A 21,922-nucleotide genomic window follows, 5' to 3' on the forward strand; every position below is an offset into this window, starting at 1 on the left:
AGACTATTTAATGAAAGACAAGGTGCTGAAGGCAGATGGCGCGCTCTTGGCGCTGCCCCGCCGCGGTGGAAGATACGGTTGCCTCCACGCGCCGGATGAGAATGGAGACGAGCAGGCGGCGTTCTTCCTCGCTGGCATGGGACCAGATGAGGGGCCACTCGGTCAGCAGGCTGGGGTCGGGGAGAGGAGCAGCAGGGAGGAAGGCAGCTCGCGGAGGATTCGATTCGTCCGCTTCCGATTGCAATGCCGCCATTTTTTCGCGAAACGCTTCGAGGGAGAGCAGCCCTTCCTCGTAGGCTGCCTCCCAGCGCCGCCGTTTGCGCTCCCGCTTCCGCTCCAGCTCCTCTGCGCTCGCGCCAGCGACTGGGCGAAGCGATTCCCGTGCTTCCGCATAAGCGGCGAGCGCTTCTTTTGCATAGCGCATCAGCTCGGTGAGAATCGCCTGCTCCAGCCGATCTTCGCGGATGGCAGGGGCGTCGCAGCGACCAGCCTGCTTGTTTTTACATAAATAGTAGCGATGCACATACAGCCTCCCGCCGCTTTTGCTCTTCGCCGTTTTTCCGCGCATCGGCGCGTTGCAGCGCGAGCAGTAGAGCAGACCGGAAAAAGAAAACGACGAGCCGAGGACGCGCGGATGGAGCGAACCGCGTGCCGCCATTTTTTTTTGCACGCGGGCAAAGCACGCTTTGTCGATGATCGCAGGATGCGTCGCTTCCTCGATAATCCACTCCTCGGGCGCGTTTTGGCGCTGGAGCGAATCGGTGTAGTTCCAGCGCAAAGCCCCGTGGTACACCGGGTTTTTCAACAGGCGCAGGACGGCGCTTGCACTCCAGCGTGCGCCATTTTTTCCGCGCAGACCTTCGCGGTTCGCCCACTCGGCGATCTGGCGGGGAGACTCGCCTTTTTCGTAGCGGGCAAACATCTCGCGCACGCCAGCGGCCTCCGCGGGCTGGACAGTCAATTCCCCGGCCAGAAGCTCGTAACCAAAAGGCGGCGGGCCGCCTGGCCGTTTGCGTTCCCGCGCCATTTGCTCCATGCCGAGCTTGACCCGCTCCGCCAAATTTTCCCGCTCCCACTGCGCGAGCGCCGCCACCAGCGTAATAAACAGCCGGCCGATCGCCGTCGTCGTATCGTACACCTCCGTGCAGCTTTTGAAGCGCACGTCGTACTTTTCAAACTCCTGCAGCAGCCGATACAAATCCAGCACGGAGCGGGTGAGGCGATCGAGCCGATAGACGAGCACGACGTCGATGTTCCCTTCCCGGATATCGCGCAGGAGCCGCTTGAGCGCGGGGCGGTTTGTGTCCTTGGCGCTGATCCCTTCGTCGGCGTAGATCGCCGCAACCTCCCACCCTTGAGAGTGAACGTAAGCCAACAGCTTTTCCCGCTGGGCCGGGATCGAAAAGCCTTCCCGCGCCTGGTCTTCGGTGCTGACGCGCATGTAGACAGCCGTTCGCATCGGATTCCCTCCCGTCGACTGAGGTTGCTAGAGTCTACAGCAAAATGCCGGTTTGTATGCCTGGCCCGCAAAAGAAAACTCGGCGTTTCCAAGCACAAAAAAACCCCGCTCATCCTTTTTTGGACAAGTGGGGCGACGCTACATCCATTTTTGTCCCCATTCGTGAATGGATTCAATGACCGGACGCAGATCCCTTCCTTTTTCTGTCAATTCATACTCGATGCGAACAGGGATTTCCGGATATACCTTGCGCTCCAAAATTCCCAGCTCCTCCAGCTCTTTCAGCCGTTCCGAGAGCATTTTGTCGCTCATGTGCGGAACCATCTCGCGAATATCCTTGAAGCGAACAGCGCCGCGCAGCAACACGTGAATGATTAGACCTGTCCAGCGTTTGCCCAGGACATTAATGGCGCATTCGTACTTGGGACACATGTGTTCGCCAGCAAACTCTTGACTCATGTCGGCGTCACCTCTATATTGCATGGTTGTGTTATCGCTTATTGTACCAGATAAGCTTGAAAAAAGTAAGTAACGAAGTGTTTGGGGACCGCCCCTCTATGTTGTTGCCTATTGGGCCCGTATGTATGCGGACGAATTTGGCCGACCGCCTGCGGATGGGCCTGGAGGCGATCAAGCCCGATTCGCCAACGAAGCGTTTCGCATGCAGGCAAACGCACATAAACTGTGGCGAACGATTCGAGAAGAAGAGGGTGTTAAGATGCTTCCCAAACGGGTGATCGGGATTTTGACCTGGCGCCAGGGACAGCGCTTTGGCGAGCCGGACTATTTGCGCAAGCTCGTGCTGGCCGGGCAGAAGCTGGGGGCAGAAATCTACCTGTTTTCGCATCAGGACGTACACGGAAAAGAAAAAAAGATCAGAGGCTTTGTGCCGAAAGCAGGGGGCGGCTGGACCAGCCGATGGTTTCCCTGGCCGGAGGTGGTTATTGACCGTTATCGGCGGCGCGTGCCAGAGTACATCCGCATGCGCAACAGCGACCTGTTTTTCTTTGCGAACAGCCCGTTTTCCAAAAAGTGGCGCGTGACGCAACTGCTGGCCAAAGACGAACGGGTCAAACGCTGGATTCCCGAGACGCATTTGTACGAAAAAAAGAAAATGACAAGCATGCTGGCGCGTTACCCGCTGGTGTATGTCAAGCCGGGGAACGGTTCCGGCGGCAAAAGCATTTTGCGGGTAGCGGCTGTCGGCAAGGAATATGCCCTTTCCGGGCGCGACAAGCAGTATCAGGTGCATACGGCCAGGCTGGACAGCAAGGCGGCCGTGGAGAACTGGGTCGGCCGCTGGGTTGCGGAGCAGCGAATTGCCGATGGCAACTTTTTGGTGCAGCAAGGGCTTGATCTCGGGCTGATCCCCAATCATGTGGCGGATGTGCGGGTGTTAATCCAAAAAGACGCGGAAGGCGAATGGAGTGTGACAGGCAGCGGGGTTCGCATCGGGGAGCCAGGCAGCTCCACTTCCAATCTGCACGGCGGAGGACGGGCAGTTCCATTTGTGCCGCTGATCGAAAGCTGTTTCGGGAGAAGGCAGGCGCCGCACACCATCCGGGAATGCCACTTGCTTGCCCATGAGGTGGCGAGCACCTTGGAGGACTATTTCGGCCGGATGATGGAGTTTGGTCTGGACATCGGAGTGGATGTGAACGGGCAGGTGTGGCTGATCGAGGTCAATCCGAAGCCGGGACGCGAAGTTTTTCGCCAGATCGGGGAGCTGGACACGTATGCCAAAGCCATCGAGCGTCCGGTGCAGTTCGCGCTCTACCTTGCCCGCAGCAGGCAAAACCGGATGGCTCCGGAGAAGGTGCGCCGCGCCGGAGTCTGAGCGATAGCCTGGTTTTTGTCGCTATGGCAGCAAGCGGGGAACCGACACTGATGACCCATTCACCAACCTTGGTATGAGAAGAGTTGCCGAGCGGCAAAGGGTAAAGCTTGCAGTCCGCGTCAATTTTAATGACAGCATAATCTCTGACTCGATCAGCGATGATGCGCTTGGCTTCGAATACCTTGCCGTTGAACAGCTTGACAAAAATATTTTTCGATTTGCCGATGACATGCTGGCTGGTCAAGATATAACCTCTAGGATGGAAGATAAATCCGGAGCCGAAGCTGCGCTCGGTAGGCGTCGTCGATTTATCTTCGTGGTCGATGAGGCTGCGGATCAGGGTATCGACGTCTTTAGCAAGGGGGGCGTCTTCTGTCACGATGGAGACGACTCCCTCCTGAACTCGCTCTACAATCGGAACAAAAAAATTGAACGGGTGCAGACTGCTGCTGCTCACAGGGTACTTTACTCGCGTATATTGGGACCATCTTTTACTTTTCACAAATCTCTCCCCCTACAGCAGTAGTTAGGTATATATCATCTTATGGAGGGGCGAAAGGGAAGGGACGCCCAATTTGGTTCGGCCAGTGTGTTATATCATTATTTTTGATTGATATAATAAAGAAATAGCATTGGTATAATTATTAGAATCGAATTATAATACATGTAGTTAGAGAATATTTTGAACATAAAGGCTAAGCAGATGAATACCTGTACTTGTCTGAAAAGAGGTAATAATCTGCCTTGTCTGTAGAGAGAGAAAAAGAAAGATAATGGAGGATGCGAAGAGATGGATGTAAAAACGATCATACTTGGCTTTTTGAGCTACGGAGAGATGAGTGGGTACGATATCAAGCAGGCGTTTTCCAATAGCATTGGATTTTTCTACGACGCCAGCTTTGGAGCGATATACCCTGCGCTGCGCAAGCTGGAGGAAGAAGGACTGGTCACCAAGCAAGAAGTGATCCAGTCTGGAAAGCCCAATAAAATTTTGTACCAGATCACGGCACAAGGAAAAGAAGTGTTCCGTCAGGAAATCCAGACGCCGATTTTGCCTCCGGTGCTGCGCTCCGACATGCTGGTGAAAATTTTCTTCGGCAAGAGCCGCACGCCAGAGGAGCAAAGAGACATGCTGGAAAGCTGTCTGAATCTGCAACGGCAAATGCTTCAGCAAAGCCGGGCGTCTTTTAAAAAGCTGGAACTGCAATTTGACGAATATCAGCGCTTTTGCTGGGAATACACGATTCACCACCTGGAGTCGACGATTGCCTTTTTGGAGCAAAAGATGCCGACTCTCGTGAAGCAGCCAGCCTTGTCCGCTGCCTCCGGCTAAGCATAAGGCCGGCAGATGAGCTTTTCCAACCGATAACCGCATAAGCAAAAGAGGCTTCGCCAGAAACAGTCGGCGAAGCCTTTGTTTTTTGCGCTGCAGCAAGCTGGACACGCTTGGTCCTTCGCCTTTTGTGCAAGCAAAAGGCTTCGCCGGCCGAAAAAAGCATGGCGAAGCCAGGTCCAGACAGCTTACTTCAAGTTTTCCGGGTTGAGGCATTCGAGCTCAGGCACGACGAAGCGGCCGTCTTTGCGGATCAGGCGGTCGTCAAACCAGATTTCGCCGCCGCCCCACTCTGGGCGCTGGATCATCACCAGATCCCAGTGGATCGAGGACTTGTTGCCGTTGAAAGCGTCGTCGTAAGCTTGCCCTGGTGTAAAGTGGAAGCTGCCGTCGATTTTTTCATCGAACAAGATGTCTTTCATCGGGTTTTGGATGTAAGGGTTGACCCCGATCGCAAATTCGCCGACGTAGCGCGCGCCTTCATCGGTGTCGAACACTTCGTTGATTTTTTTCGTGTCGTTCGCGGTCGCTTCAATGATTTTTCCGTCCTTGAACGTCAGCTTGATGTTGTCGTATGTAAAGCCTTGGTACGGGGATGGCGTGTTGTAGGCGATCGTGCCGTTGACGGAGTCGCGCACAGGTGCCGTAAAGACTTCCCCGTCCGGAATGTTGGCTTCGCCCGCGCATTTGATCGCAGGGATGCCTTTGATCGAGAAGGTCAGGTCTGTGCCTGGTCCTACGATGCGCACCTTGTCGGTTTTTTCCATCAGCTCGACGAGGTTGTCCATCGCTTTGTCCATTTTGCCGTAGTCGAGCGTGCACACCTTGAAGTAAAAATCTTCGAAGGCAGCAGTGCTCATGTTGGCAAGCTGGGCCATGGAAGCGTTCGGGTAGCGGAGCACGACCCATCTCGTTTCCGGCACGCGCACGTCGAGCACAGGGCGCATCAGCAGCTTGGAGTACAGTTGCATTTTGTCGCCAGGCACGTCAGCCAGCTCGCTAATGTTGTCGCCGCCGCGAATGCCGATGTAGCAATCCATCTGCTTCATGAAGGAGACGTCTGCCTCGCGCATGATGCCAAGCTGGGTTTCGTTTACGCCGAGCAGCAGCTCGCGCTGGATGCTCTGGTCGATCAGTTGAACGTAAGGATTGCCTCCAGCTTCGTACACTTTGGCAATGACTGCTTTCGTCAAGTCCGTCACATTGCCGACGGCGTAGATTAAAACGTTTTCACCCTTTTGCACGCGGGTGGAGTAGTTGACCAGTACGTCTGCCAATTTTTCAATACGCGGATCTTTCATAGGAAGGGGATCCCTCGCTTTCCATATCATATCAGTATGTATTGTACACAAATCGCATAGAAAAAAGCTACCCATGCAAGGGTAGCGTGCGGAGGAAACGCGTTTACAGGATTCGGTTCTTCATGTATATGCAGCGTCCTGCGCCAATATGGCTATGTCAATCGCAGCCGCAGCCGATGATGACCAGCAGGATAAAAAGAATCAACACTAAGGTGAAATCATCGAGGTCTCCATTGAAAATGCTGCTCATAGGATGAACATCCTCCTTGTTGTGTGTTAAGCCTCTTGTGCTTACATCCATAACATATGGGTTTTTGCACAGTCCCGATACGGGCATTCGCCCATTTTTGGGAAGATTCTTTCAGTTTGGCCCACATCACTTTGCATGTTTATTATTCTGAAAAGCAGGAAAAGCTAGAGGATACGAAAAGACTTTGCAAAAAACGAAAGGATGTTATGGCGATGCAAAGATCATTATCGAGTCTTGCGCACGATCTTGTCCCAATTACCATCAATGTAGGCGAGGATTTCAAATCCATTGTGTGGAAAGCCCAGTACGATATGGATTTCAATACGGAATGCTTGTTTTGCTTTTCAGAGCGCATTACAGGATACCGGGTGGAAGACGAGGCAGGGCATTCCGGCAAGGTAGCTGTCTGCCCGCACTGTGAAAAGGTCAACGCGATTTACGCATAAGCACGGCAAAAGCCGGCAGCCAAAAACGATGCTCTCAAGCTGGAGGGCATCGTTTTTTCGTTTTTTCACGTGCGGGCGCTGGGCTTATATGCGGAGAAAAACGTTTGTTCCAGTGCCAAAAGGACCAGTCTGTGCCGTACTATATCTGCCACTGTATCCACCATGTACCACCTGGCGTTTAGCAGGATTGAAGAAGGCGGTCACGAATAGTATGAGAGGTATACATATGTAGATAGTTAGGGGTGAACTTTGTGCAAAAGAAATGCAGCCGCTGCGGGAATGACATGGAGATCGTCCTGCGCAATGTCGTGTATAAAAAACGGGTGAAAATCATGAATGTGCCCGTACACGTTTGCGTTGACGATTGCTGCGCTCATTCCCAGGTGGTAGATGTGATTAAGGATGATTTGAAATCACTCATGGAGGAACTGGGCCAACATCCGCAGCGCCAGGCGATCGAGTTTGAAGAGTTGTCAGAGTTATCCAACTTATTGGTACTTATTGCTAATGAGAAGGCAGACTCTTCGGTGCGAGAAGTGCTGGGCGAGAGGGTCAACGAGCTTCTGGATCTGTTTTTGTTGGCGCAGTCCCTAGGCGATCAAAAATGGATGCTGGAATTGCGTGAGCGATTGACAAAAATCATGGTATAAGAAAAAGGAGGCGCTGTTGCAGGCGGCTCCTTTTTGGTATGTCCGCGCGGCCGCTTTTTGCTCCCTGCACCGCAAACGTAGACTTCGCTATCCAGATTTCGCTATACTGAAAACCAATAGCGACTCAAAAGGAGAGATACATGGTGGCACAAAAACAGCTTCATTCGCTCGAGGAACTGGACCAGTTCGTGGCCCAAAAAGGCAAAAAGCTTTTGTTCAAGCATAGCACCATCTGCCCGATCAGCACGTCTGCTTACGAGGAGTTCCAGGCGTACTTGCTGGAGCATTCGCTGGAAGCGGCTGTCATCCTGGTGCGGGAAGATCGCCCGGTGTCCAACGCGGTCGCCGAGCGTTTTGCGATCAAGCACGAATCCCCGCAAATTTTCCTGCTGGAAGACGGCGAAGTGAAATGGCACACGTCGCACTGGAAAATTACCAAGGATGCGATCAGCCAGGCGGTAGGGGCTTAAAAGACATCATCACGCAAAAAAGAGCTGTCGGTTCAATTCCGCAGCTCTTTTTTTGTGCAGATAAATCTTCCTCACGGCTTGGTGAGTCAAGCTTTTCAGATGGCTACTCCCAATACAGCTCCAGCTTGTCTCCGCTTTTCAGCTCGGTCTGGAAGCTGGCTTGCTCGCCGTTCACCAGCATGACAAAACCGGAGATGCTTTCGCTTTCCGGCTTCTCCAGCGAGAAGTTGACAAAGCGGAAGACGTCGCTGAATACAGGCGGAGCGGCTGGCGTAGATTTTACGGTAATCACCGCGCCGTCCGGCACCAGCTCGTCTGCCGCGGCCGCTTTTCCGTCCACGGTGATCGACACTTGCGCCACTGGCAGCACTACGCGTTCGCCGTTAAAGTACACAGTCATCGTCTCCTGGACCCACTCTTCCAGCGGAATCACATCGCGAATGGCCGGCGGCGGAACTTCCTCCAGGCGATAGTGCAGCTCATCGCCTTGCCGCACAGAATCGCTGTAAGCGGCGGGCTTGCCGTTTAACAAGAGGACCGGATTGTGGGAAGGCAGCGTATAAGACTGGCCGTTCACGCTGAAATGCAGCCCGGTTTGCGCAGGCTGTTTTTCTGACGGGAACAGCCCGGCTGACTCCAGCACCTCGGACACGGTGCGGGGGAGGCGAATCTCGACTTCTGCGCGATCGCTCAACTGGTCGTCAAGCTCGGCAGGGGTGCCGTTTACCCGGATCACTGGCCCGAGCGAGAGCGGACGGTCGTTGCAGAGGATGTCCAATGTGTCCAACTGGTCGAGCAGGTCGCGCACCATGACGCTGGCGTCCGCGCCGTTAGTTCCGGCGACCACTGTAATGCTGTCCCCGTCGGCAATCGGCGAGTCGAGACTCGCCGCTTCGCCGTTTTTCAAGATGACCGGAGGCGTGCCGTGACCGCCGGGAATCATTTTCATCCTGCCGTTGACGGTGACGCTCATCGCCAGGCCCGGTCTGCCGTAGAGACGGCGAATGTCCAGCCCGGCGGCAATCAAGGAATCGCCCAAGGACATTTTCCGCAGGTCGAAAATACGCAGCGGCGTGTCGTTGACCGTGACGGTGACGTAGCGCAGAGGATGGCGGCGTGCGGCAACCGCGATTCCGACTGGCGTCACAAACTCCGGGCCGCTGAGCGCCGGATTGTCTCCCACGAACTGCTTGATGGCATCGCCGCCTCTGACCGCGACGCGCGCGGCAGGCATGTTCAAAAACTGGGCGACTTTTCCCGTCAAGCCAGGAGTGAGGCTGCCGCCGCCGATCAGCATGACAGCTTGCGGCGCTTTGCCGTTCAGCTCGATGATTTTCGTCGCGATCTTCTCTGCGAGCTGCGAGATGTCAGCCTCAATCGCGCTGGTTATTTCGGCTGCGCTCATCGTATGCTCCATGCCGAGAATGTCCGTGAAGGTGACGGACTCACGGGTGGAGAGCAGGCGCTTGACCTCTTCTGCCATCGGAAAATCGAGCAAAAAGGCATTCATCAGCGCGTCTGTGATCTCGTCTCCGGCTACCGGGACCATGCCGTAAGCCGTAATCGCGCCTTCCTCGGTCAAGGCGACGTCAGAGGTGCCCGCGCCGATGTCGACGAGGGCAATGTTGAGCCTGCGCATGGTCACAGGGATGAGCACGTTGATGGCGGCAATCGGCTCCAGCGTGAGCGCCTGCATCTCCAGATCGCACCGCTTCAGGGCGGCGATCAGCGAGTCGACGACGACCCGCGGGAGGAACGTCGCGATCACGTCTGCGCTGGCCGTATCGCCGCGCTGGTCGATCAGGCTGCCGATCAGCTCTTCGTCCAGATAGTAGTTGACGACGCTGTAGCCGACACAGTAATAGCGCGTGACATCTTGCTCGCGCAGCTCCTTCGCCAGATCAGCCTGTGCTTCCTGCACCGCGGCAAACTCCAGCGCCACGACATCCTCGCGCGTAATAAACGCGTGTCTGGACAACGGCATGTCCACGCGCACGCGCCGGGTGCGTAGCGAGCGGCCGGCTGCCGCCACGGCTACTTGGTGCAGCGGGCCGTGTTTTTCTTCCAGTTCTTCTTTTATTTGCTTGATGACCTTCGCGACAGCGACGACGTCGTGAATCTGACCGTCCAGCATGGAGCGCTCGTCGTGCTCGCGAATCGCGCAATCCAGCACGCGAAACTGGTCTTTTGTCGATTCCACAATCAGTCCGACGACGCTGCGCGTTCCGATATCTAAGGAAAAAATCAGCTCAGGGGAGCCTGGTTCTGTATAGGCTGACAAAGGCAAGTCACTCCCTCGTTTTCGTGTAAATCTGCAGGAATAGATGAAGAAAGCAGTTAGAACATATATCCATTTGATTCGACCCAAGCGACAAAGAATCCTGTCGAAACAAGGAATCTTCCCGTTTTTGGCGAAGAATTTGCAAAGGTAAAAAAACATAAATAATTTACTTTCGCGCTTTTTGGCGCTAAACTGCTGACAAGGGAGTATGAATCGATTATAATAACCCTAATTTATCGCCAACCACCTAGTTGACCCATATAAAAAGAGGAGAGTGGAGAGACACATGGCACACGACCAAATTGAAACCATGCGCAAGCAGATAGACGAAATCAATCTGCAAATCTTGGATTTAATCAACCAGCGGGCGACATTGGTGCAAGAGCTGGGCAAAGAAAAGGAAAAGCAGGGCAGCAGCCGCTTCGATCCTGAGCGCGAGCGCCAAATGCTCAACCTGATCGTGGAAAACAACAAAGGTCCGTTCAACGACAGCACAGTCCGCCACCTGTTCAAGCAAATTTTCCAAGTATCTTTGGAACTGCAAAACGAAGACAAGAAAAAAGTACTGCTGGTCAGCCGCAAGAAAAAAGCGGAAGACACCGTGATTACGGTAAAAGGCGTCGAGTTCGGCGGAAAGAGTCCGATCCTGATCGCTGGCCCTTGCTCCGTAGAAAGCTACGAGCAAGTGAGAGCTGTCGCGGAGAACCACGCGAAGCGCGGTCTGAGAACATTGCGCGGCGGCGCATACAAGCCTCGTACGTCTCCATACGACTTCCAAGGTCTTGGCGTAGAAGGTTTGAAAATCTTGAAGCGCATCGGGGACGAGTTCAACCTCGTAACCATCAGCGAAATCGTGACGCCTGCCGATCTGGAAATGGCTGCCGAGTACATCGACGTCATCCAAATCGGTGCGCGCAACATGCAAAACTTCGAATTGCTGAAAGCAGCGGGCCGCGTGAACAAGCCTATCCTGCTCAAGCGCGGCTTGGCGGCAACGATCGAGGAATTCATCTACGCAGCCGAGTACATCGTCTCCGAAGGCAATGCGCAAGTGATGTTGTGTGAGCGCGGTATCCGCACTTACGAAAAAGCGACGCGCAACACGCTCGACATCTCGGCTGTGCCGCTGCTCAAGCAGGAAACGCACTTGCCAGTATTCGTCGATGTGACACACTCCACTGGCCGCCGCGACCTGTTGCTGCCTTGCGCCAAAGCAGGATTTGCAATCGGCTCCGACGGCGTCATGGTCGAGGTTCACCCGGACCCTGACGTAGCGCTGTCCGATGCGAAGCAACAGCTCAACATTCCTCAATTCAACGAGTTCGTGGACGAATTGCTCGCTTCCGGCCTGTACAAAGGCGAAGTCGTAGCTGCAAGAGGATAACGAAACAGTTTGAAGTGAGTTTGCTGGCCCTTCCTGCGCGCGGGAAGGGCCTTTCTTATTTGACGAACCTTGGGCCGACCAAGTAAGCTAGGATTTAAGTGCTGATATCGGCAAAGGAGGCAATGCCAGATGAATGATCGTGACCACTGCTGCTCGTCTGATCGCGCCACCGTGCGGCCTGATAAAATCAAATCGAATCTCGTCTCCCGGCTCAACCGGGTCGAGGGGCAAATTCGCGGGATACGCGGGATGGTGGAAAAGGACGTCTACTGCGACGACATTCTCAACCAGATCGCGGCTGTGCAGTCCGCCTTGAATGCCGTGGGCAAAATGCTGCTGGAAGGACACATGAAAAGCTGTGTCATCGAGCGCATCCAGCAAGGCGATAGCGAAGTAATTGACGAGCTTTTGAAAACGATGAACAAACTAATGAAATAACGGCGGAAAAGGCCGCAAAAACGATTGCATCGATATACGGCTTGTCGTATCATAGGTGCATATATTTATGAAAATAACTATGAAAACCAATATATAGGGAAAGTGAGGGTGTGTGATGCCGGTTACAATCTACGACGTGGCAAGAGAAGCGGGGGTTTCGATGGCGACCGTCTCCCGTGTCGTCAACGGAAATCCGAACGTAAAGCCGTTGACCCGAAAAAAGGTACTGGCTGCAATTGAACGTCTGGGGTATCGACCCAATGCCGTTGCCCGCGGTCTCGCCAGCAAAAAAACAACAACCGTCGGTGTCATCATCCCGGATATCTCCAGTTTGTTTTTTTCCGAATTGGCGCGAGGGATTGAAGACATTGCTACCATGTACAAGTACAACATTATCCTCTGCAACTCTGACCAGCGGATGGAAAAGGAGCTGCAGCTCATCAATACGCTGCTCGAAAAGCAGGTGGACGGGCTGTTGTTCCTGGGAGCGGAGATCAAGGAGGACCATTTGCAGGCATTGACCAGCACGTCGGTGCCGACGGTTCTGGCTGCGACCCGCGATGCGGACAACGTGCTGCCGTCGGTGAGCATCGACCACTTCCAGGCTGCCTACGACGCGACAGAAGCGCTTGTTTCTCGCGGCCACAAGCGGATCGCGATGATCGCGGGTCCGCCTAACGACCCGCTCAACGGCCTGATGCGCTACGAAGGGTACAAAAAGGCGCTGAAGGACGGCGGCATCGAGCTGGACGAGGAACTGGTGGCGACAGGCAACTACTTCTACGAGTCAGGCTTGTCGACGACGAAGGCATTTCTTGCTCTGTCCGAGCCGCCAACGGCGATTTTCGCCGCCAACGACGAAATGGCGATTGGCGCAATCCACGCCATCCAGGACTCCGGCCTGAACGTGCCGGGCGATATTGAAGTCATCGGCCACGACAACATCCGCCTCGTGGAAATGGTGCGTCCGCGCCTGACTTCCGTGGTGCAGCCAATGTACGATATCGGGGCCGTGGCGATGCGCCTGTTGACGAAGTACATGAACAACGAAAACGTGGAAGAGCACGTGGTGCTGCTGCCGCACCGGATCGAGTATCGGGAGAGCACGAAGCCACAGCAGGCGTAATCGTTCTGCGGATGGACAGCATAGGAGGATGGATGATGCGGTACGGAATTATCGGCGCCATGGATGAAGAAATTGCGCTGTACCTGGAAGCGATGGAACAGACGGCTACGACCGTCAAAGCCGGAGTGACCTACTATACGGGCAAGATGGAAGGAAAAGAAGTCGTGCTGTGCAAATCGGGCGTCGGCAAGGTCAACGCTGCGGTCACGACGCAAATCTTGATCGACCAGTTCCAGGTGGAACGAGTCATTTTTACAGGGGTGGCCGGAGCGGTTCACCCGGAATTGAACATTGGTGATATCGTCGTCTCGACAGATTGCCTCCAGCACGATATCGACGTGACGCCGCTCGGCTTTGCCCCAGGGCAAATTCCTTTTACCGAGCAGTGGACGTGGCAAGCCGACCAAGAGCTGATGCAGCAGGCGATCGAAGCGGGCAAGGAGTTGGAAGCAGGCGTCCAGGTCGTGAGCGGCCGTATTTTGTCCGGCGACCAGTTCGTGGCGAGCCGGGAAAAAGTGCAATGGCTGTATGAGCAGTTCGGCGCTCACTGCACAGAGATGGAAGGGGCCGCGGTCGGACAAGTATGTGCGATGAACGGCGTGCCGTTTGTCGTGGTGCGCTCCATGTCCGACAAGGCAGACGGCTCTGCGCACGTCAATTTTGTCGAGTTTACGAAGCTCGCCTCGCAGCGCTCGTACGCGATTGTCCGCAACATGCTGATCGCCTCCACAGGCGCGGCGCAACCGGGAGTGATCGTCTACTCGACGAAAAACTGCGTCGATTGCGACATGGTCAAGCAATGGCTGACGGCAAAAGGCATTTCCTTCGAAGTGCGCGACGTCATGACCAGCCGCGCTTACCAGGAGGAAGTCGAGCGCTTTGGCTTCATGGGCGTTCCGGTGACAGTCGTCGGCGACAAAGCGGTCAAAGGCTTTGCACCGGCTGAGTTGGAAGCACTTGTGCAAAAATAGCGAAAAACGAAGAAGCGGGAAGAACGGCATCGCAAGGGGATGCGCGGTCTGCCCGCTTTTTTTTGTTCCCTCTTGCCTCTTGCCACGCACAGGAGAGCAAAAAAAGAGCAAGCAAACTCATTTGCCTGCTCCAGTCGGCGCGTACAGAATTGCCCGCTCCAGAGTAATCCGGTTTTTTTCGGTAATCTCCGCCCGGCGGGGAATCGCCGGAAACGGTTCGTCAAACAGGCGCAGCGGCAACTGCAAATCAGTCTGCGGCTGCCAGCGCTGAAGCCAGCCGGGCGGCAGGTCGCCGTCTTCCAGCGGCTGATCGCTCATTTCGCTCCAAAGCAGCGTCCACGCTCGCGGCACGACCCGCCAAATGTCGTAGCCCCCGCCGCCTACCGCGATCCAGCGGCCGTCGCAATACTCATGGGCGAGCCGATGGGCAAGCCGGGGAATCGACTGGTAAATTTTCATCGAGCAGGAGAGGTGCGTCAGCGGATCAAACGTATGCGCATCGCAGCCGTTTTGCGTCAAGATCACGTCCGGCTTGAAGCCGTGCGCCAGCTTGGCTACCAGCTCCTCGTATACCTCCAAAAACGAATCGTCTTCCGTGAAGGCGTCGAGCGGGACATTGACGGAAAATCCGTAACCGCTTCCATCCCCGCGTTCCGACAGATTGCCCGTTCCTGGAAACAGGTATTTTCCCGTCTCATGGATGGAAACGGTCAGGACATTAGGATCATCGTAAAACGCCCATTGGACGCCGTCGCCATGATGCGCATCCGTGTCGATGTACATGACGCGGGCATTCCAATGCTTGCGCAAATAGGCGATGGCGACGGAGCAGTCGTTGTAGATGCAAAAGCCGGAAGCGCGTCCGCGAAAAGCGTGGTGCAGCCCGCCCGCCGGATTGAAGGCGTGCGCTGCCTCTCCTTGCATGACAGCATCGACGGCATTCAGCGTCCCTCCGACAATGAGGGCAGCCGATTCGTGCATATTCCGAAAACAGGGGACGTCCTCGGTGCCAAGGCCGTAGCTCATCGCCTGCGGCAGCTCTGCTTCGCTGTGCCCCTGCTCGCGGACGAACTCGATGTAGCGCCTGTCGTGGACGAGGGCGAGCTCGTCGTCCGTTGCCATGCGCGGCGCCAGCAAGTCTGACTCTGTGAGCAGGCCGTAGCTGCTCATCAGATCGTGCATGAGCAGCAGACGGCGCTGATTAAACGGGTGGTCATCGTGAAAGTAATACTTCGTGTAGTCGGGGGAGTAGATCAGACGAGCGTTCCGGCTCACAGGAGTACCCCCCCGTCTGTCGGTCCGATGACGTCAAAGCCTCTTTGCAGCAGCAATTGGGTCACGACGCGCGGATCAATCGTCTGGACGCGGAAGACCAGGTTCTTTTTCCCGGGGTTTTTGCCTGGAAACACAATGACGCTGGTGACGTTGACCTGGGCTTCGCGAAACACCTGGCTGACCTCTGCCAGCATGCCGACGCGATCTTCTACTTCTACCTCGATATGGGAGCTGGGCTTGTTGACGCCGAACAGCTCAATCAGGCTGGAAAACATGTCGGATTCCGTCACAATCCCGACCAGGCGGCTTCCTTCCACGATCGGCAGCGAACCGATTTTATGCTCGTAAATTTGCAGGGCGGCGTCTTCGATGAAGTCAAGCGGGTGGGCGGTGATGACCTGTTTTTGCATGATGTCAGCCACAGGCTTGTGCAGGACGGTGTCGTCGTCATCATGGGTAAGCAGGCGGGAGGGAAGGGCATCGCGCAGATCGCGGTCTGAGACGATGCCGACCAGCATGTCATTTTCAATGACGGGCAAATGCCTGATGCGATTGGCTCTGAGCAGCAGTAGGGATTCTCCGATGGTAGTCGCAGGCTGAATGGAAACGACGTTTTTTCGCATGATATCTTCTACGCGCATGAATGAGGGCCTCCTTGCATCCTATGGAAAAGATGTCCAGACTAATAAAGAAAGCGATTCTGAAAGCGCATGGCATCAAAAGCGACGATTGTTTCAGCAGGAACTCGTTTTCCGATTTTGGCCATCAGACAGTTGGCGGGGTGCGAGCATATTTCCGGATCGTCTGTCGCCATCCAGGTCAGTCCGACGCTGCCCATTACTTTTTCCATGACCTTTCTGTACTGCCACACATCGAGTCCCGTTCCTTTCAAATCCCAATGCCAGTAATACTCGGTCGTAATAATGACGTAGTCTTCCATGGCGTCATCCATAAAGGCGACTTCAAGCAGTTTCTTGGCTACGCCGCCAGCCCGTACCTTGTGGCTGATTTCGATGGCGCCAAGCTCCAGCAGATCGGGCAGTTTGGCCATGGACCAGCGTTCCAGCGGATCGGGGTGGAGGAAGGTGACGTAACCGAGCACAAGGTCCCCTTCCCGGGCGATGATGATGCGGCCTTCCGGGAGATCCGCTATTTCAATCAGGGCCTCATGCTGTTGCTCGGGGATGCGAAATGCCTTGAGTCCTTCATCGAAGCGCAAGTCAGCCAAATATCTCCCCGTAATCGGTCCTTCGATAAGCAGTTCTTTTCCGTTCACGACCATGCTCGCAGAGTGATAGCGTTTGACGTGTTCCATCGGTTCCCCCCCTAATGCTTGTAGAAAAAGAGAGATGGCGATTGTAACCATCTCTGCTGATTCTTCCTTACCTTAGTCTATTCTGTGGTGGTTGCTGTTACGTTGTTCGAATGTGGCGATTCTCCGTAACTGTTGACGGCGGTGATGTAGTAGCTGCCGTTCGGCACAGATGCCGTGTGTGTATAGCTCGTGGCGGATACCGTGTCGAGCAGCAAATAGCCGCTTGCCGCATCGGGGCTGAAATACACGTTATAGGCGATGACCTGCTCCGCTTGGCTGTTGCCTTTCCAGGACAGCTTCACGCTGTTTCCGCTCGTCTTGATCGACAGCGATTTCGGAGCGGAAGGCGGCGCGGCAGACGGGCTGTTCGTATTCGAGCCCGCATTGGAGTTCGAATTGCCGTTTCCGCCGTCTCCCGACCCTGATGGGCCAGGAGTGGTTTGGCCGTTTCCGCTGTTGTCAGTCGGCGTCGTGCCCGGATTTGCGCCTGGAATCTCCCACGTCTGGGCGCCGACAGAAGCGATGGCAGACGGCGAAGATTCGTTTCCGGCGATGTCGACCGCTGTGACATAGTAGCCTACGTCGCTTTGGCTTGCGGTCGTATCGGTGAAAGTCAGCTCAGCCGGATCTTTGACCGTGGCGATTTTGACGAAGCCGTTTTGCGCATCGGCGCGGTAGATGCGGTATCCTACCAGGTCAGGCTCTTTTGCCGACTGCCAGGAAAGCGCGATCTGCTTGCCGGAGCCGCTTGCGACGACGCCGCCTGGAGCGGCTGGCGTTCCGCCGACCTCTGTGCGCGGGTCTTCCTTGTCCGGCAGACGTTGTTCCCAATCTGGCGGCTGGACGGCAACGCTTTTGTTTTTGGCCTGAATCTGCTCCTTGGAAGGGAGCGGATCAGGGGAGCGGTAGAAGATGCCTTCGGTTACGAAATCGTCCGGAGTGCCTTCCTTCGCCAGATAGCGCTCGCCGTTGTAGGTAATCAGGCGCGCTTTTTGGTGCGAGTCGTCCACCTTCGTCGGAACGAAGCGGCGGTTGAACAGATCGGTAATCAAATGTCCCGCCTGCTTGGACAGCTCGCTTGGCAGCAGCCCGGATTTGGAGTCGACTGTCGCTGTGACGATCCCCGACGGCTTCTGGAACGTAGCGTCAGGAGGAGACAGGTGTGGGTGCTTTTCGATAATTTCCTTCATGACCTTGCCCCAGACGACCATCGGCACGTATTTGTCTGCGTCCGGCATCGGGTACGGTTCGTCAAAGCCGACCCAGACACCCATGGACAGCTCCGGCGTGTAGCCGACGAACCACAAATCGTTGCTGTTGTTCGTAGTCCCGGTTTTACCTGCCACGTCGACCTTGCGCGGAACGAATTTGCGGATGTGCGTACCTGTTCCGGCATTGACGACGGAACGCATCATGTCCGTAATCAAATAAGCGGTTTGTTCGCTGTACACTTGCACGGGTTGGGCTTCGTGACGGTAGATCACTTTGCCCTGGCTGTCCTCGATCCGGTCGATGAGGTAGGCGTCCACGAACGAGCCGTGGTTGGCAAACGTGGCGTAGGCATTGGTCATTTCCTCTGCCGTCGTTCCGTATGTAAGTCCGCCGATTACGCCTGTCGCAGCGTAGTTGTCTGCGTCGACCAGCGTGGTGATGCCCATTTTCTTGACGTACTCCAGCGCGGTAGGGATTCCGACCTTCAAATACGTCTTGATCGCCGGGATGTTCCAGGACATCCGCAGCGCTTCCCGCGCGCTCATGATCCCTTGCCATTTGTTGTTCCAGTTTTTCGGCAGGTGAGAGCCGTTCTGGCCGTCGGCGAGCAGCACAGGTGCGTCGTCGATTGGCGAGGCTGGCTGCAAAAGTCCCAGCTCAAAGGCCGGAGCGTACGCCGCCAGCGGCTTCATGGCCGAACCAGGCTGGCGAGGAACCGTTGCGTGGTTCGTCTGCTCGACCGAGAAGTCGCGTCCGCCAATCATCCCCAGGATCGCTCCCGTTTTGTTGTGGATCAGCATGGCGCCGACTTCTTCCAGCGCGTTCTCGATTTTTTCCGTCTTGCCGTTCGAGCGGCGGATCGTGTAGGTGCGGTTTTTCCCGAAGTTTTTCGGGTCGGCCGCGACGGCCTGCATGATGCTGTAGACGTTTTTGTCAATCGTCGTGTGCACTTTGTAGCCTTTGCGCAAAATGTCGCGGCGCTTGTCCTCGACCAGTTGGCGGTATTCGTTGCGCCCGATAGTCGACTTGTCGCGCCCTTTTTCCGCGAGATCGGCATCGACGAGCTGACGGGCGGCCCGCTCCTCGATCTCCATCATCAAAAACGGAACTTCGCGATACGCCTGCTGGGTAGGCTTGGCCAACTGCGCCTTCAGATCGGCTTTGAGCGCGTCGTCGTATTGCGCCTGCGTGATGTAGCCGTTTTCCAGCATGCGGTCGAGCACCATTTTCTGGCGTTCCTTGCCGCGCTGGTAGCTCTCGGCGCGGAATGGCGAGTAGGCGCCAGGGTTTTGAATCATGCCCGCGAGATAAGAGCCTTCGCTCAGGTTCAATTCCTTTACATCCTTGCCAAAAATCCCTTTGGCGGCCGCCTGAACGCCGTAAACGTTCGAGCCGTTGGCGTTTTTTCCGAAGTAGATTTCGTTCATATAGGCTTCCAAAATCTGGTCCTTGGAAAACATGCGCTCGATCCGGATGGCGCTGAAAATTCCCCGCGCTTTGCGGGTGTGGCTCACTTCAGCGGAGAGGATCGTATTTTTTACAAGCTGCTGCGTAATCGTACTACCGCCTGTCACGACAGGTTGGTTGGTAAATTCCTGAATCGCCCCGCGTAGCGTGGACTGGAAGGAAACGCCTGAATGGTGGTAGTAGTTTTTGTCTTCTGTTGCAATAATGGCGTTAATTAAATAAGGAGAAACGTCTGCTTTTTTCACCAAGCGCCGGTCGCCTTCCTCAGCCCGCAGTTGGCCGATGAGAGAGCCGTCGTTGTAGTAGGCGAATCCAGTCAGATAATTGGTGAAAATTTTGTCCTCCAGTTCCTCCTTGCTGCGCACTGGCTCGTCCTTCACGAGTGCGGCAACATAACCTGTCACGATTCCTCCGGCGACAGCAGCTCCCATGAGTCCAAGCAGAAACACCATCTGAACGATGACCCATATCAGTCTGCCACGGCTACGGCGTCGCTTTTTTTTCGACGGTTCAGAGGAAGATGTGTGGTTATTCGACATAGTCTACGACCCCCTAGCATACCTCCTGATTATACCATACGAGGAACCTTGAGGGTACAAGCGATGAAAGGGACAATCGAGAAGTTCCGCGCCGCGTCACAATGTGTCAAAAACTGTTGAAGCGTAGGGGCTACACGAGCAGCAAAACCGAGCTGAGCACCAGCAGCAGGGCCATCGCGACGTGAAAGGCGCGCTTGTGCCTGGACAAAACATTTTGAAAAAGGGAGCCAAACAAGCTCCAGCAAAACGAGCTGGCAAAGCCTGCGGCGCCGAGCAGCAGGGAGAAGCCGAGCAGGCTGGTCGCCGTGGAAAAGTAGGGCAGGATGAACGTGCCGACGACGCTCAGCCCGTACAGCACCCCTTTCGGATTGACGAACTGTAGCAGGACGCCTGTCGCAAACATGTTTTTGGCGTCCGCTTCGCTGTTTTCCTCCCCGCGGATGCTGGTGAGCATTTTGAACGCCAAATACCACATGTACAAGACGCCGAAAAAGGTCAAATAAGGCGTAACCGTAGGGATGTAGCTCGTGAGCAGCAGGTGAAAAAAGCTGCACAGCAAGATGAGGGCCAAAAATCCGCTGCTCACGCCGAGGCAAAAGCGGACAGTCTTTTTCAGGCCGTACTTGTTGGCGAACACCATTGCCATGATGTTGTTGGGACCAGGCGTGAAGTGGGACACAAATACAAAAAGCAAAAAGGACAAGACAGGCATCGTGAATCTCCCTCCTCTATCGTGTGCTATAATGACCGTATAGGTCGTTATGTTGTATGCGTTTTATTTTACAATACGGTCGTTATATTGTACACGGGAGGTTTTGGCGCCATGGAAGACATTCAGCGCGTGCTGGCCAAAAATGTAAGAGAGATACGGGAAAAGCAGAAGCTAAGTCTGGAAAAGGTGGCGGAGCTGAGCGGCGTGAGCAAGACGATGATCGGCCAGATCGAAAGGGGCGAATCGAGTCCGACGATCACGACGCTGTGGAAAATTGCCAACGGCTTGAAAATCTCCTTTACCTCGCTCATCCAAAAGCCGCAGCCGGACACGACGGTAGTGCGCAAGGCAGAGGTGCAGGCTTTGACGGACGAGCAGGCCGGGGCATACCGGATTTATCCCGCTTTTCCTTTTGAGGCGGACAAGCGCTTTGAGCTGTACACGGTCGAGATCGAGGAGGGTGGATTGTTAAGCTCCGGGGCGCACAGAGAGGGGACGGAAGAATTTTTGACTGTTTTTTCCGGGGAGTTGACGGTTGCGATCCAGGAAGAAACACATACGTTGCACGCTGGCGATTCGATCCGCTTCAAGGCCGACAGACCGCACAGCTATCGCAATCAGGGGAAGGGGCTGGCCCAGGTCAGCATGCTGATTTACTACCCGGTGTCATGAGGCGACCCGGGAGAGGGGAGCTAGAGTAGGCAAAATGTCCGAAAAGGAAAAGCTGCCCGCTTTCAGCGGCAAAGGAATCCGGACAAATAAAAAAGAGCAGGCCGACGGGCGGCACTGCTCTTTTTGTTTTCAGACGATTAACGGCTGTAGAACTCAACGATCAGAACTTCGTTGATTTCGGAAGGCATTTCTTCACGGTCTGGCAGACGAGTGTAAGTACCTTCAGCAGCAGCATCGTTGAAAGAGATGTAGTTTGGCAGGAAGTTACGGCTTTCCAGAGAGTCCTTAATCAGTTGCAGACCACGGGACTTTTCACGGATGGAAATCACATCGCCCGGTTGTACGCGGTAGGATGGGATGTTCACTTTTTTGCCGTTTACCAGGAAGTGACCATGGTTTACCAACTGACGAGCAGCAGGGCGAGTTGGAGCAAAGCCCATGCGGTACACCAGGTTGTCCAGGCGGGATTCCAGCAATTTCATGAAGTTTTCACCGACTACGCCAGCCATTTTGCTAGCTTGGTCGAAAGTGCGGCGGAATTGTTTTTCGTTAAGGCCGAACATGTGGCGCAGTTTTTGCTTTTCTTGCAGTTGGATTCCGTACTCGGACAGTTTACGACGGTTGTTGTGACCGTGTTGGCCCGGAGGGAAGTTGCGCTTGATGTCTTTTCCTGTACCGTCGAGGGAGATGCCCAGACGACGAGCCAGTTTGTGGCGAGGTCCTGTGTAACGTGACATGTATTCAGTCTCCTTTAAATTGGATTCGTAGGTGTTTACTTCCGGCA

Annotated in this window: 21 protein-coding genes and 1 pseudogene; 10 read left to right on the plus strand and 12 right to left on the minus strand. The window is 55.0% G+C overall.

Going from position 1 to position 21,922, the window contains the following annotated elements; all coding sequences use genetic code 11:
- Window positions 1–7: 7 nt before the first annotated feature.
- Both BA6348_RS10045 and BA6348_RS10050 read right to left on the minus strand, forming a co-directional pair.
- Window positions 8–1,459, minus strand: coding sequence for a recombinase family protein (locus BA6348_RS10045; protein ID WP_005828118.1), 1,452 nt, complete (start codon window positions 1,457–1,459; stop codon window positions 8–10).
- A gap of 138 nt (window positions 1,460–1,597) precedes the next feature.
- Entirely contained in the window at window positions 1,598–1,918 is a 321-nt protein-coding gene (locus BA6348_RS10050) for a winged helix-turn-helix transcriptional regulator (RefSeq protein ID WP_005828119.1), read from the minus strand.
- A 259-nt stretch (window positions 1,919–2,177) separates the two neighbouring features.
- Between BA6348_RS10050 and BA6348_RS10055 the strand changes: the two genes are divergently transcribed.
- Window positions 2,178–3,296 (plus strand): YheC/YheD family endospore coat-associated protein, encoded by a 1,119-nt coding sequence (locus BA6348_RS10055; RefSeq protein ID WP_007783182.1) that lies wholly within the window; start codon window positions 2,178–2,180, stop codon window positions 3,294–3,296.
- Window positions 3,297–3,384: 88 nt separating this feature from the next.
- Here the strand turns inward: BA6348_RS10055 and BA6348_RS27305 are convergent.
- Window positions 3,385–3,798, minus strand: a pseudogene (locus tag BA6348_RS27305) (trypsin-like peptidase domain-containing protein); the annotation flags it as partial.
- A 288-nt stretch (window positions 3,799–4,086) separates the two neighbouring features.
- On the opposite strand from BA6348_RS27305, the gene BA6348_RS10065 reads away from it, so the two are divergent.
- The gene (locus tag BA6348_RS10065; RefSeq protein WP_005828125.1) at window positions 4,087–4,629 is read left to right on the plus strand and encodes a PadR family transcriptional regulator; all 543 of its coding nucleotides are present in this window, start codon (window positions 4,087–4,089) and stop codon (window positions 4,627–4,629) included.
- Between the two features lie 188 nt (window positions 4,630–4,817).
- Here BA6348_RS10065 and BA6348_RS10070 read toward each other — a convergent pair whose 3' ends face one another.
- Both BA6348_RS10070 and BA6348_RS10075 read right to left on the minus strand, forming a co-directional pair.
- Window positions 4,818–5,930 (minus strand): aminopeptidase, encoded by a 1,113-nt coding sequence (locus tag BA6348_RS10070; protein ID WP_005828126.1) that lies wholly within the window; start codon window positions 5,928–5,930, stop codon window positions 4,818–4,820.
- A 157-nt stretch (window positions 5,931–6,087) separates the two neighbouring features.
- Window positions 6,088–6,180: a YjcZ family sporulation protein gene (locus tag BA6348_RS10075; protein WP_007783189.1), complete on the minus strand. Its 93-nt coding sequence runs from the start codon at window positions 6,178–6,180 to the stop codon at window positions 6,088–6,090.
- Between the two features lie 212 nt (window positions 6,181–6,392).
- Here BA6348_RS10075 and BA6348_RS10080 point away from each other — a divergent pair, with 212 nt between their 5' ends.
- From BA6348_RS10080 to ytxJ, 3 genes are all read left to right on the plus strand, one after another.
- On the plus strand, window positions 6,393–6,626 hold the full coding sequence (locus BA6348_RS10080) for a hypothetical protein (protein ID WP_007783191.1): 234 nt from the start codon (window positions 6,393–6,395) through the stop codon (window positions 6,624–6,626).
- A 251-nt stretch (window positions 6,627–6,877) separates the two neighbouring features.
- Window positions 6,878–7,276 carry a hypothetical protein gene (locus tag BA6348_RS10085; RefSeq protein ID WP_005828130.1) on the plus strand — a complete coding sequence of 133 codons (399 nt, stop codon included), beginning with the start codon at window positions 6,878–6,880 and terminating at the stop codon, window positions 7,274–7,276.
- Between the two features lie 143 nt (window positions 7,277–7,419).
- Complete coding sequence (gene ytxJ / locus BA6348_RS10090) at window positions 7,420–7,746, plus strand: bacillithiol system redox-active protein YtxJ (RefSeq protein WP_025843920.1); 327 nt, start codon at window positions 7,420–7,422, stop codon at window positions 7,744–7,746.
- Window positions 7,747–7,849: 103 nt separating this feature from the next.
- Here ytxJ and BA6348_RS10095 read toward each other — a convergent pair whose 3' ends face one another.
- A complete protein-coding gene (locus tag BA6348_RS10095) occupies window positions 7,850–10,027 on the minus strand; it encodes a cell division protein FtsA (protein ID WP_122952683.1) in 2,178 nt (725 codons plus the stop codon).
- Window positions 10,028–10,313: 286 nt separating this feature from the next.
- On the opposite strand from BA6348_RS10095, the gene BA6348_RS10100 reads away from it, so the two are divergent.
- The 4 genes from BA6348_RS10100 to BA6348_RS10115 all read left to right on the plus strand — a co-directional run bounded on the left by BA6348_RS10100 (window position 10,314) and on the right by BA6348_RS10115 (window position 13,946).
- Complete coding sequence (locus BA6348_RS10100) at window positions 10,314–11,411, plus strand: bifunctional 3-deoxy-7-phosphoheptulonate synthase/chorismate mutase (protein WP_005828135.1); 1,098 nt, start codon at window positions 10,314–10,316, stop codon at window positions 11,409–11,411.
- Window positions 11,412–11,540: 129 nt separating this feature from the next.
- Window positions 11,541–11,849, plus strand: a complete 309-nt coding sequence (locus BA6348_RS10105; RefSeq protein WP_005828137.1) for a metal-sensitive transcriptional regulator — start codon at window positions 11,541–11,543, stop codon at window positions 11,847–11,849.
- Between the two features lie 115 nt (window positions 11,850–11,964).
- Window positions 11,965–12,975 carry a catabolite control protein A gene (gene ccpA, locus BA6348_RS10110; RefSeq protein WP_007783203.1) on the plus strand — a complete coding sequence of 337 codons (1,011 nt, stop codon included), beginning with the start codon at window positions 11,965–11,967 and terminating at the stop codon, window positions 12,973–12,975.
- 35 nt (window positions 12,976–13,010) lie between these two features.
- Window positions 13,011–13,946 (plus strand): 5'-methylthioadenosine/adenosylhomocysteine nucleosidase, encoded by a 936-nt coding sequence (locus BA6348_RS10115; RefSeq protein WP_122952679.1) that lies wholly within the window; start codon window positions 13,011–13,013, stop codon window positions 13,944–13,946.
- Window positions 13,947–14,063: 117 nt separating this feature from the next.
- Here the strand turns inward: BA6348_RS10115 and BA6348_RS10120 are convergent, their stop codons facing one another.
- The 5 genes from BA6348_RS10120 to BA6348_RS10140 form a co-directional block, all read right to left on the minus strand.
- The gene (locus BA6348_RS10120; RefSeq protein WP_005828143.1) at window positions 14,064–15,221 is read right to left on the minus strand and encodes an acetoin utilization protein AcuC; all 1,158 of its coding nucleotides are present in this window, start codon (window positions 15,219–15,221) and stop codon (window positions 14,064–14,066) included.
- Window positions 15,218–15,862 (minus strand): CBS and ACT domain-containing protein, encoded by a 645-nt coding sequence (locus BA6348_RS10125; RefSeq protein WP_007783205.1) that lies wholly within the window; start codon window positions 15,860–15,862, stop codon window positions 15,218–15,220. The genes BA6348_RS10120 and BA6348_RS10125 overlap by 4 nt, the downstream gene beginning before the upstream one ends.
- 41 nt (window positions 15,863–15,903) lie before the next feature.
- The gene (locus BA6348_RS10130) at window positions 15,904–16,536 is read right to left on the minus strand and encodes a hypothetical protein (protein WP_005828146.1); all 633 of its coding nucleotides are present in this window, start codon (window positions 16,534–16,536) and stop codon (window positions 15,904–15,906) included.
- 77 nt (window positions 16,537–16,613) lie between these two features.
- Entirely contained in the window at window positions 16,614–19,754 is a 3,141-nt protein-coding gene (locus BA6348_RS10135) for a penicillin-binding protein 1A (protein ID WP_122952678.1), read from the minus strand.
- A 130-nt stretch (window positions 19,755–19,884) separates the two neighbouring features.
- Window positions 19,885–20,466 (minus strand): LysE family transporter, encoded by a 582-nt coding sequence (locus tag BA6348_RS10140; RefSeq protein WP_007783211.1) that lies wholly within the window; start codon window positions 20,464–20,466, stop codon window positions 19,885–19,887.
- A gap of 111 nt (window positions 20,467–20,577) precedes the next feature.
- Between BA6348_RS10140 and BA6348_RS10145 the strand changes: the two genes are divergently transcribed.
- Window positions 20,578–21,138 carry a helix-turn-helix domain-containing protein gene (locus BA6348_RS10145; protein ID WP_005828152.1) on the plus strand — a complete coding sequence of 187 codons (561 nt, stop codon included), beginning with the start codon at window positions 20,578–20,580 and terminating at the stop codon, window positions 21,136–21,138.
- A 137-nt stretch (window positions 21,139–21,275) separates the two neighbouring features.
- On the opposite strand, the gene rpsD is transcribed toward BA6348_RS10145, so the two are convergent.
- The gene (gene rpsD / locus BA6348_RS10150; RefSeq protein WP_005828154.1) at window positions 21,276–21,875 is read right to left on the minus strand and encodes a 30S ribosomal protein S4; all 600 of its coding nucleotides are present in this window, start codon (window positions 21,873–21,875) and stop codon (window positions 21,276–21,278) included.
- Between the last annotated feature and the right edge of the window lie 47 nt (window positions 21,876–21,922).

Origin of the sequence: Brevibacillus agri (assembly GCF_004117055.1) — a bacterium.
GTDB classification, from domain to species: domain Bacteria; phylum Bacillota; class Bacilli; order Brevibacillales; family Brevibacillaceae; genus Brevibacillus; species Brevibacillus agri.

Excerpts from the sequence above, each read along its gene's own strand:
- BA6348_RS10065 (WP_005828125.1), top strand. The coding sequence starts at position 4,087 with ATGGATGTAAAAACGATCATACTTGGCTTTTTGAGCTACGGAGAGATG.
- BA6348_RS10055 (WP_007783182.1), top strand. The coding sequence starts at position 2,178 with ATGCTTCCCAAACGGGTGATCGGGATTTTGACCTGGCGCCAGGGACAG.
- BA6348_RS10140 (WP_007783211.1), bottom strand. The coding sequence starts at position 20,466 with ATGCCTGTCTTGTCCTTTTTGCTTTTTGTATTTGTGTCCCACTTCACG.
- ccpA (WP_007783203.1), top strand. The coding sequence starts at position 11,965 with ATGCCGGTTACAATCTACGACGTGGCAAGAGAAGCGGGGGTTTCGATG.
- BA6348_RS10075 (WP_007783189.1), bottom strand. The coding sequence starts at position 6,180 with ATGAGCAGCATTTTCAATGGAGACCTCGATGATTTCACCTTAGTGTTG.
- BA6348_RS10080 (WP_007783191.1), top strand. The coding sequence starts at position 6,393 with ATGCAAAGATCATTATCGAGTCTTGCGCACGATCTTGTCCCAATTACC.
- BA6348_RS10070 (WP_005828126.1), bottom strand. The coding sequence starts at position 5,930 with ATGAAAGATCCGCGTATTGAAAAATTGGCAGACGTACTGGTCAACTAC.
- rpsD (WP_005828154.1), bottom strand. The coding sequence starts at position 21,875 with ATGTCACGTTACACAGGACCTCGCCACAAACTGGCTCGTCGTCTGGGC.
- BA6348_RS10125 (WP_007783205.1), bottom strand. The coding sequence starts at position 15,862 with ATGCGCGTAGAAGATATCATGCGAAAAAACGTCGTTTCCATTCAGCCT.
- BA6348_RS10100 (WP_005828135.1), top strand. The coding sequence starts at position 10,314 with ATGGCACACGACCAAATTGAAACCATGCGCAAGCAGATAGACGAAATC.
- BA6348_RS10115 (WP_122952679.1), top strand. The coding sequence starts at position 13,011 with ATGCGGTACGGAATTATCGGCGCCATGGATGAAGAAATTGCGCTGTAC.
- BA6348_RS10050 (WP_005828119.1), bottom strand. The coding sequence starts at position 1,918 with ATGAGTCAAGAGTTTGCTGGCGAACACATGTGTCCCAAGTACGAATGC.
- BA6348_RS10135 (WP_122952678.1), bottom strand. The coding sequence starts at position 19,754 with ATGTCGAATAACCACACATCTTCCTCTGAACCGTCGAAAAAAAAGCGA.
- BA6348_RS10130 (WP_005828146.1), bottom strand. The coding sequence starts at position 16,536 with ATGGAACACGTCAAACGCTATCACTCTGCGAGCATGGTCGTGAACGGA.
- BA6348_RS10045 (WP_005828118.1), bottom strand. The coding sequence starts at position 1,459 with ATGCGAACGGCTGTCTACATGCGCGTCAGCACCGAAGACCAGGCGCGG.
- BA6348_RS10105 (WP_005828137.1), top strand. The coding sequence starts at position 11,541 with ATGAATGATCGTGACCACTGCTGCTCGTCTGATCGCGCCACCGTGCGG.
- BA6348_RS10145 (WP_005828152.1), top strand. The coding sequence starts at position 20,578 with ATGGAAGACATTCAGCGCGTGCTGGCCAAAAATGTAAGAGAGATACGG.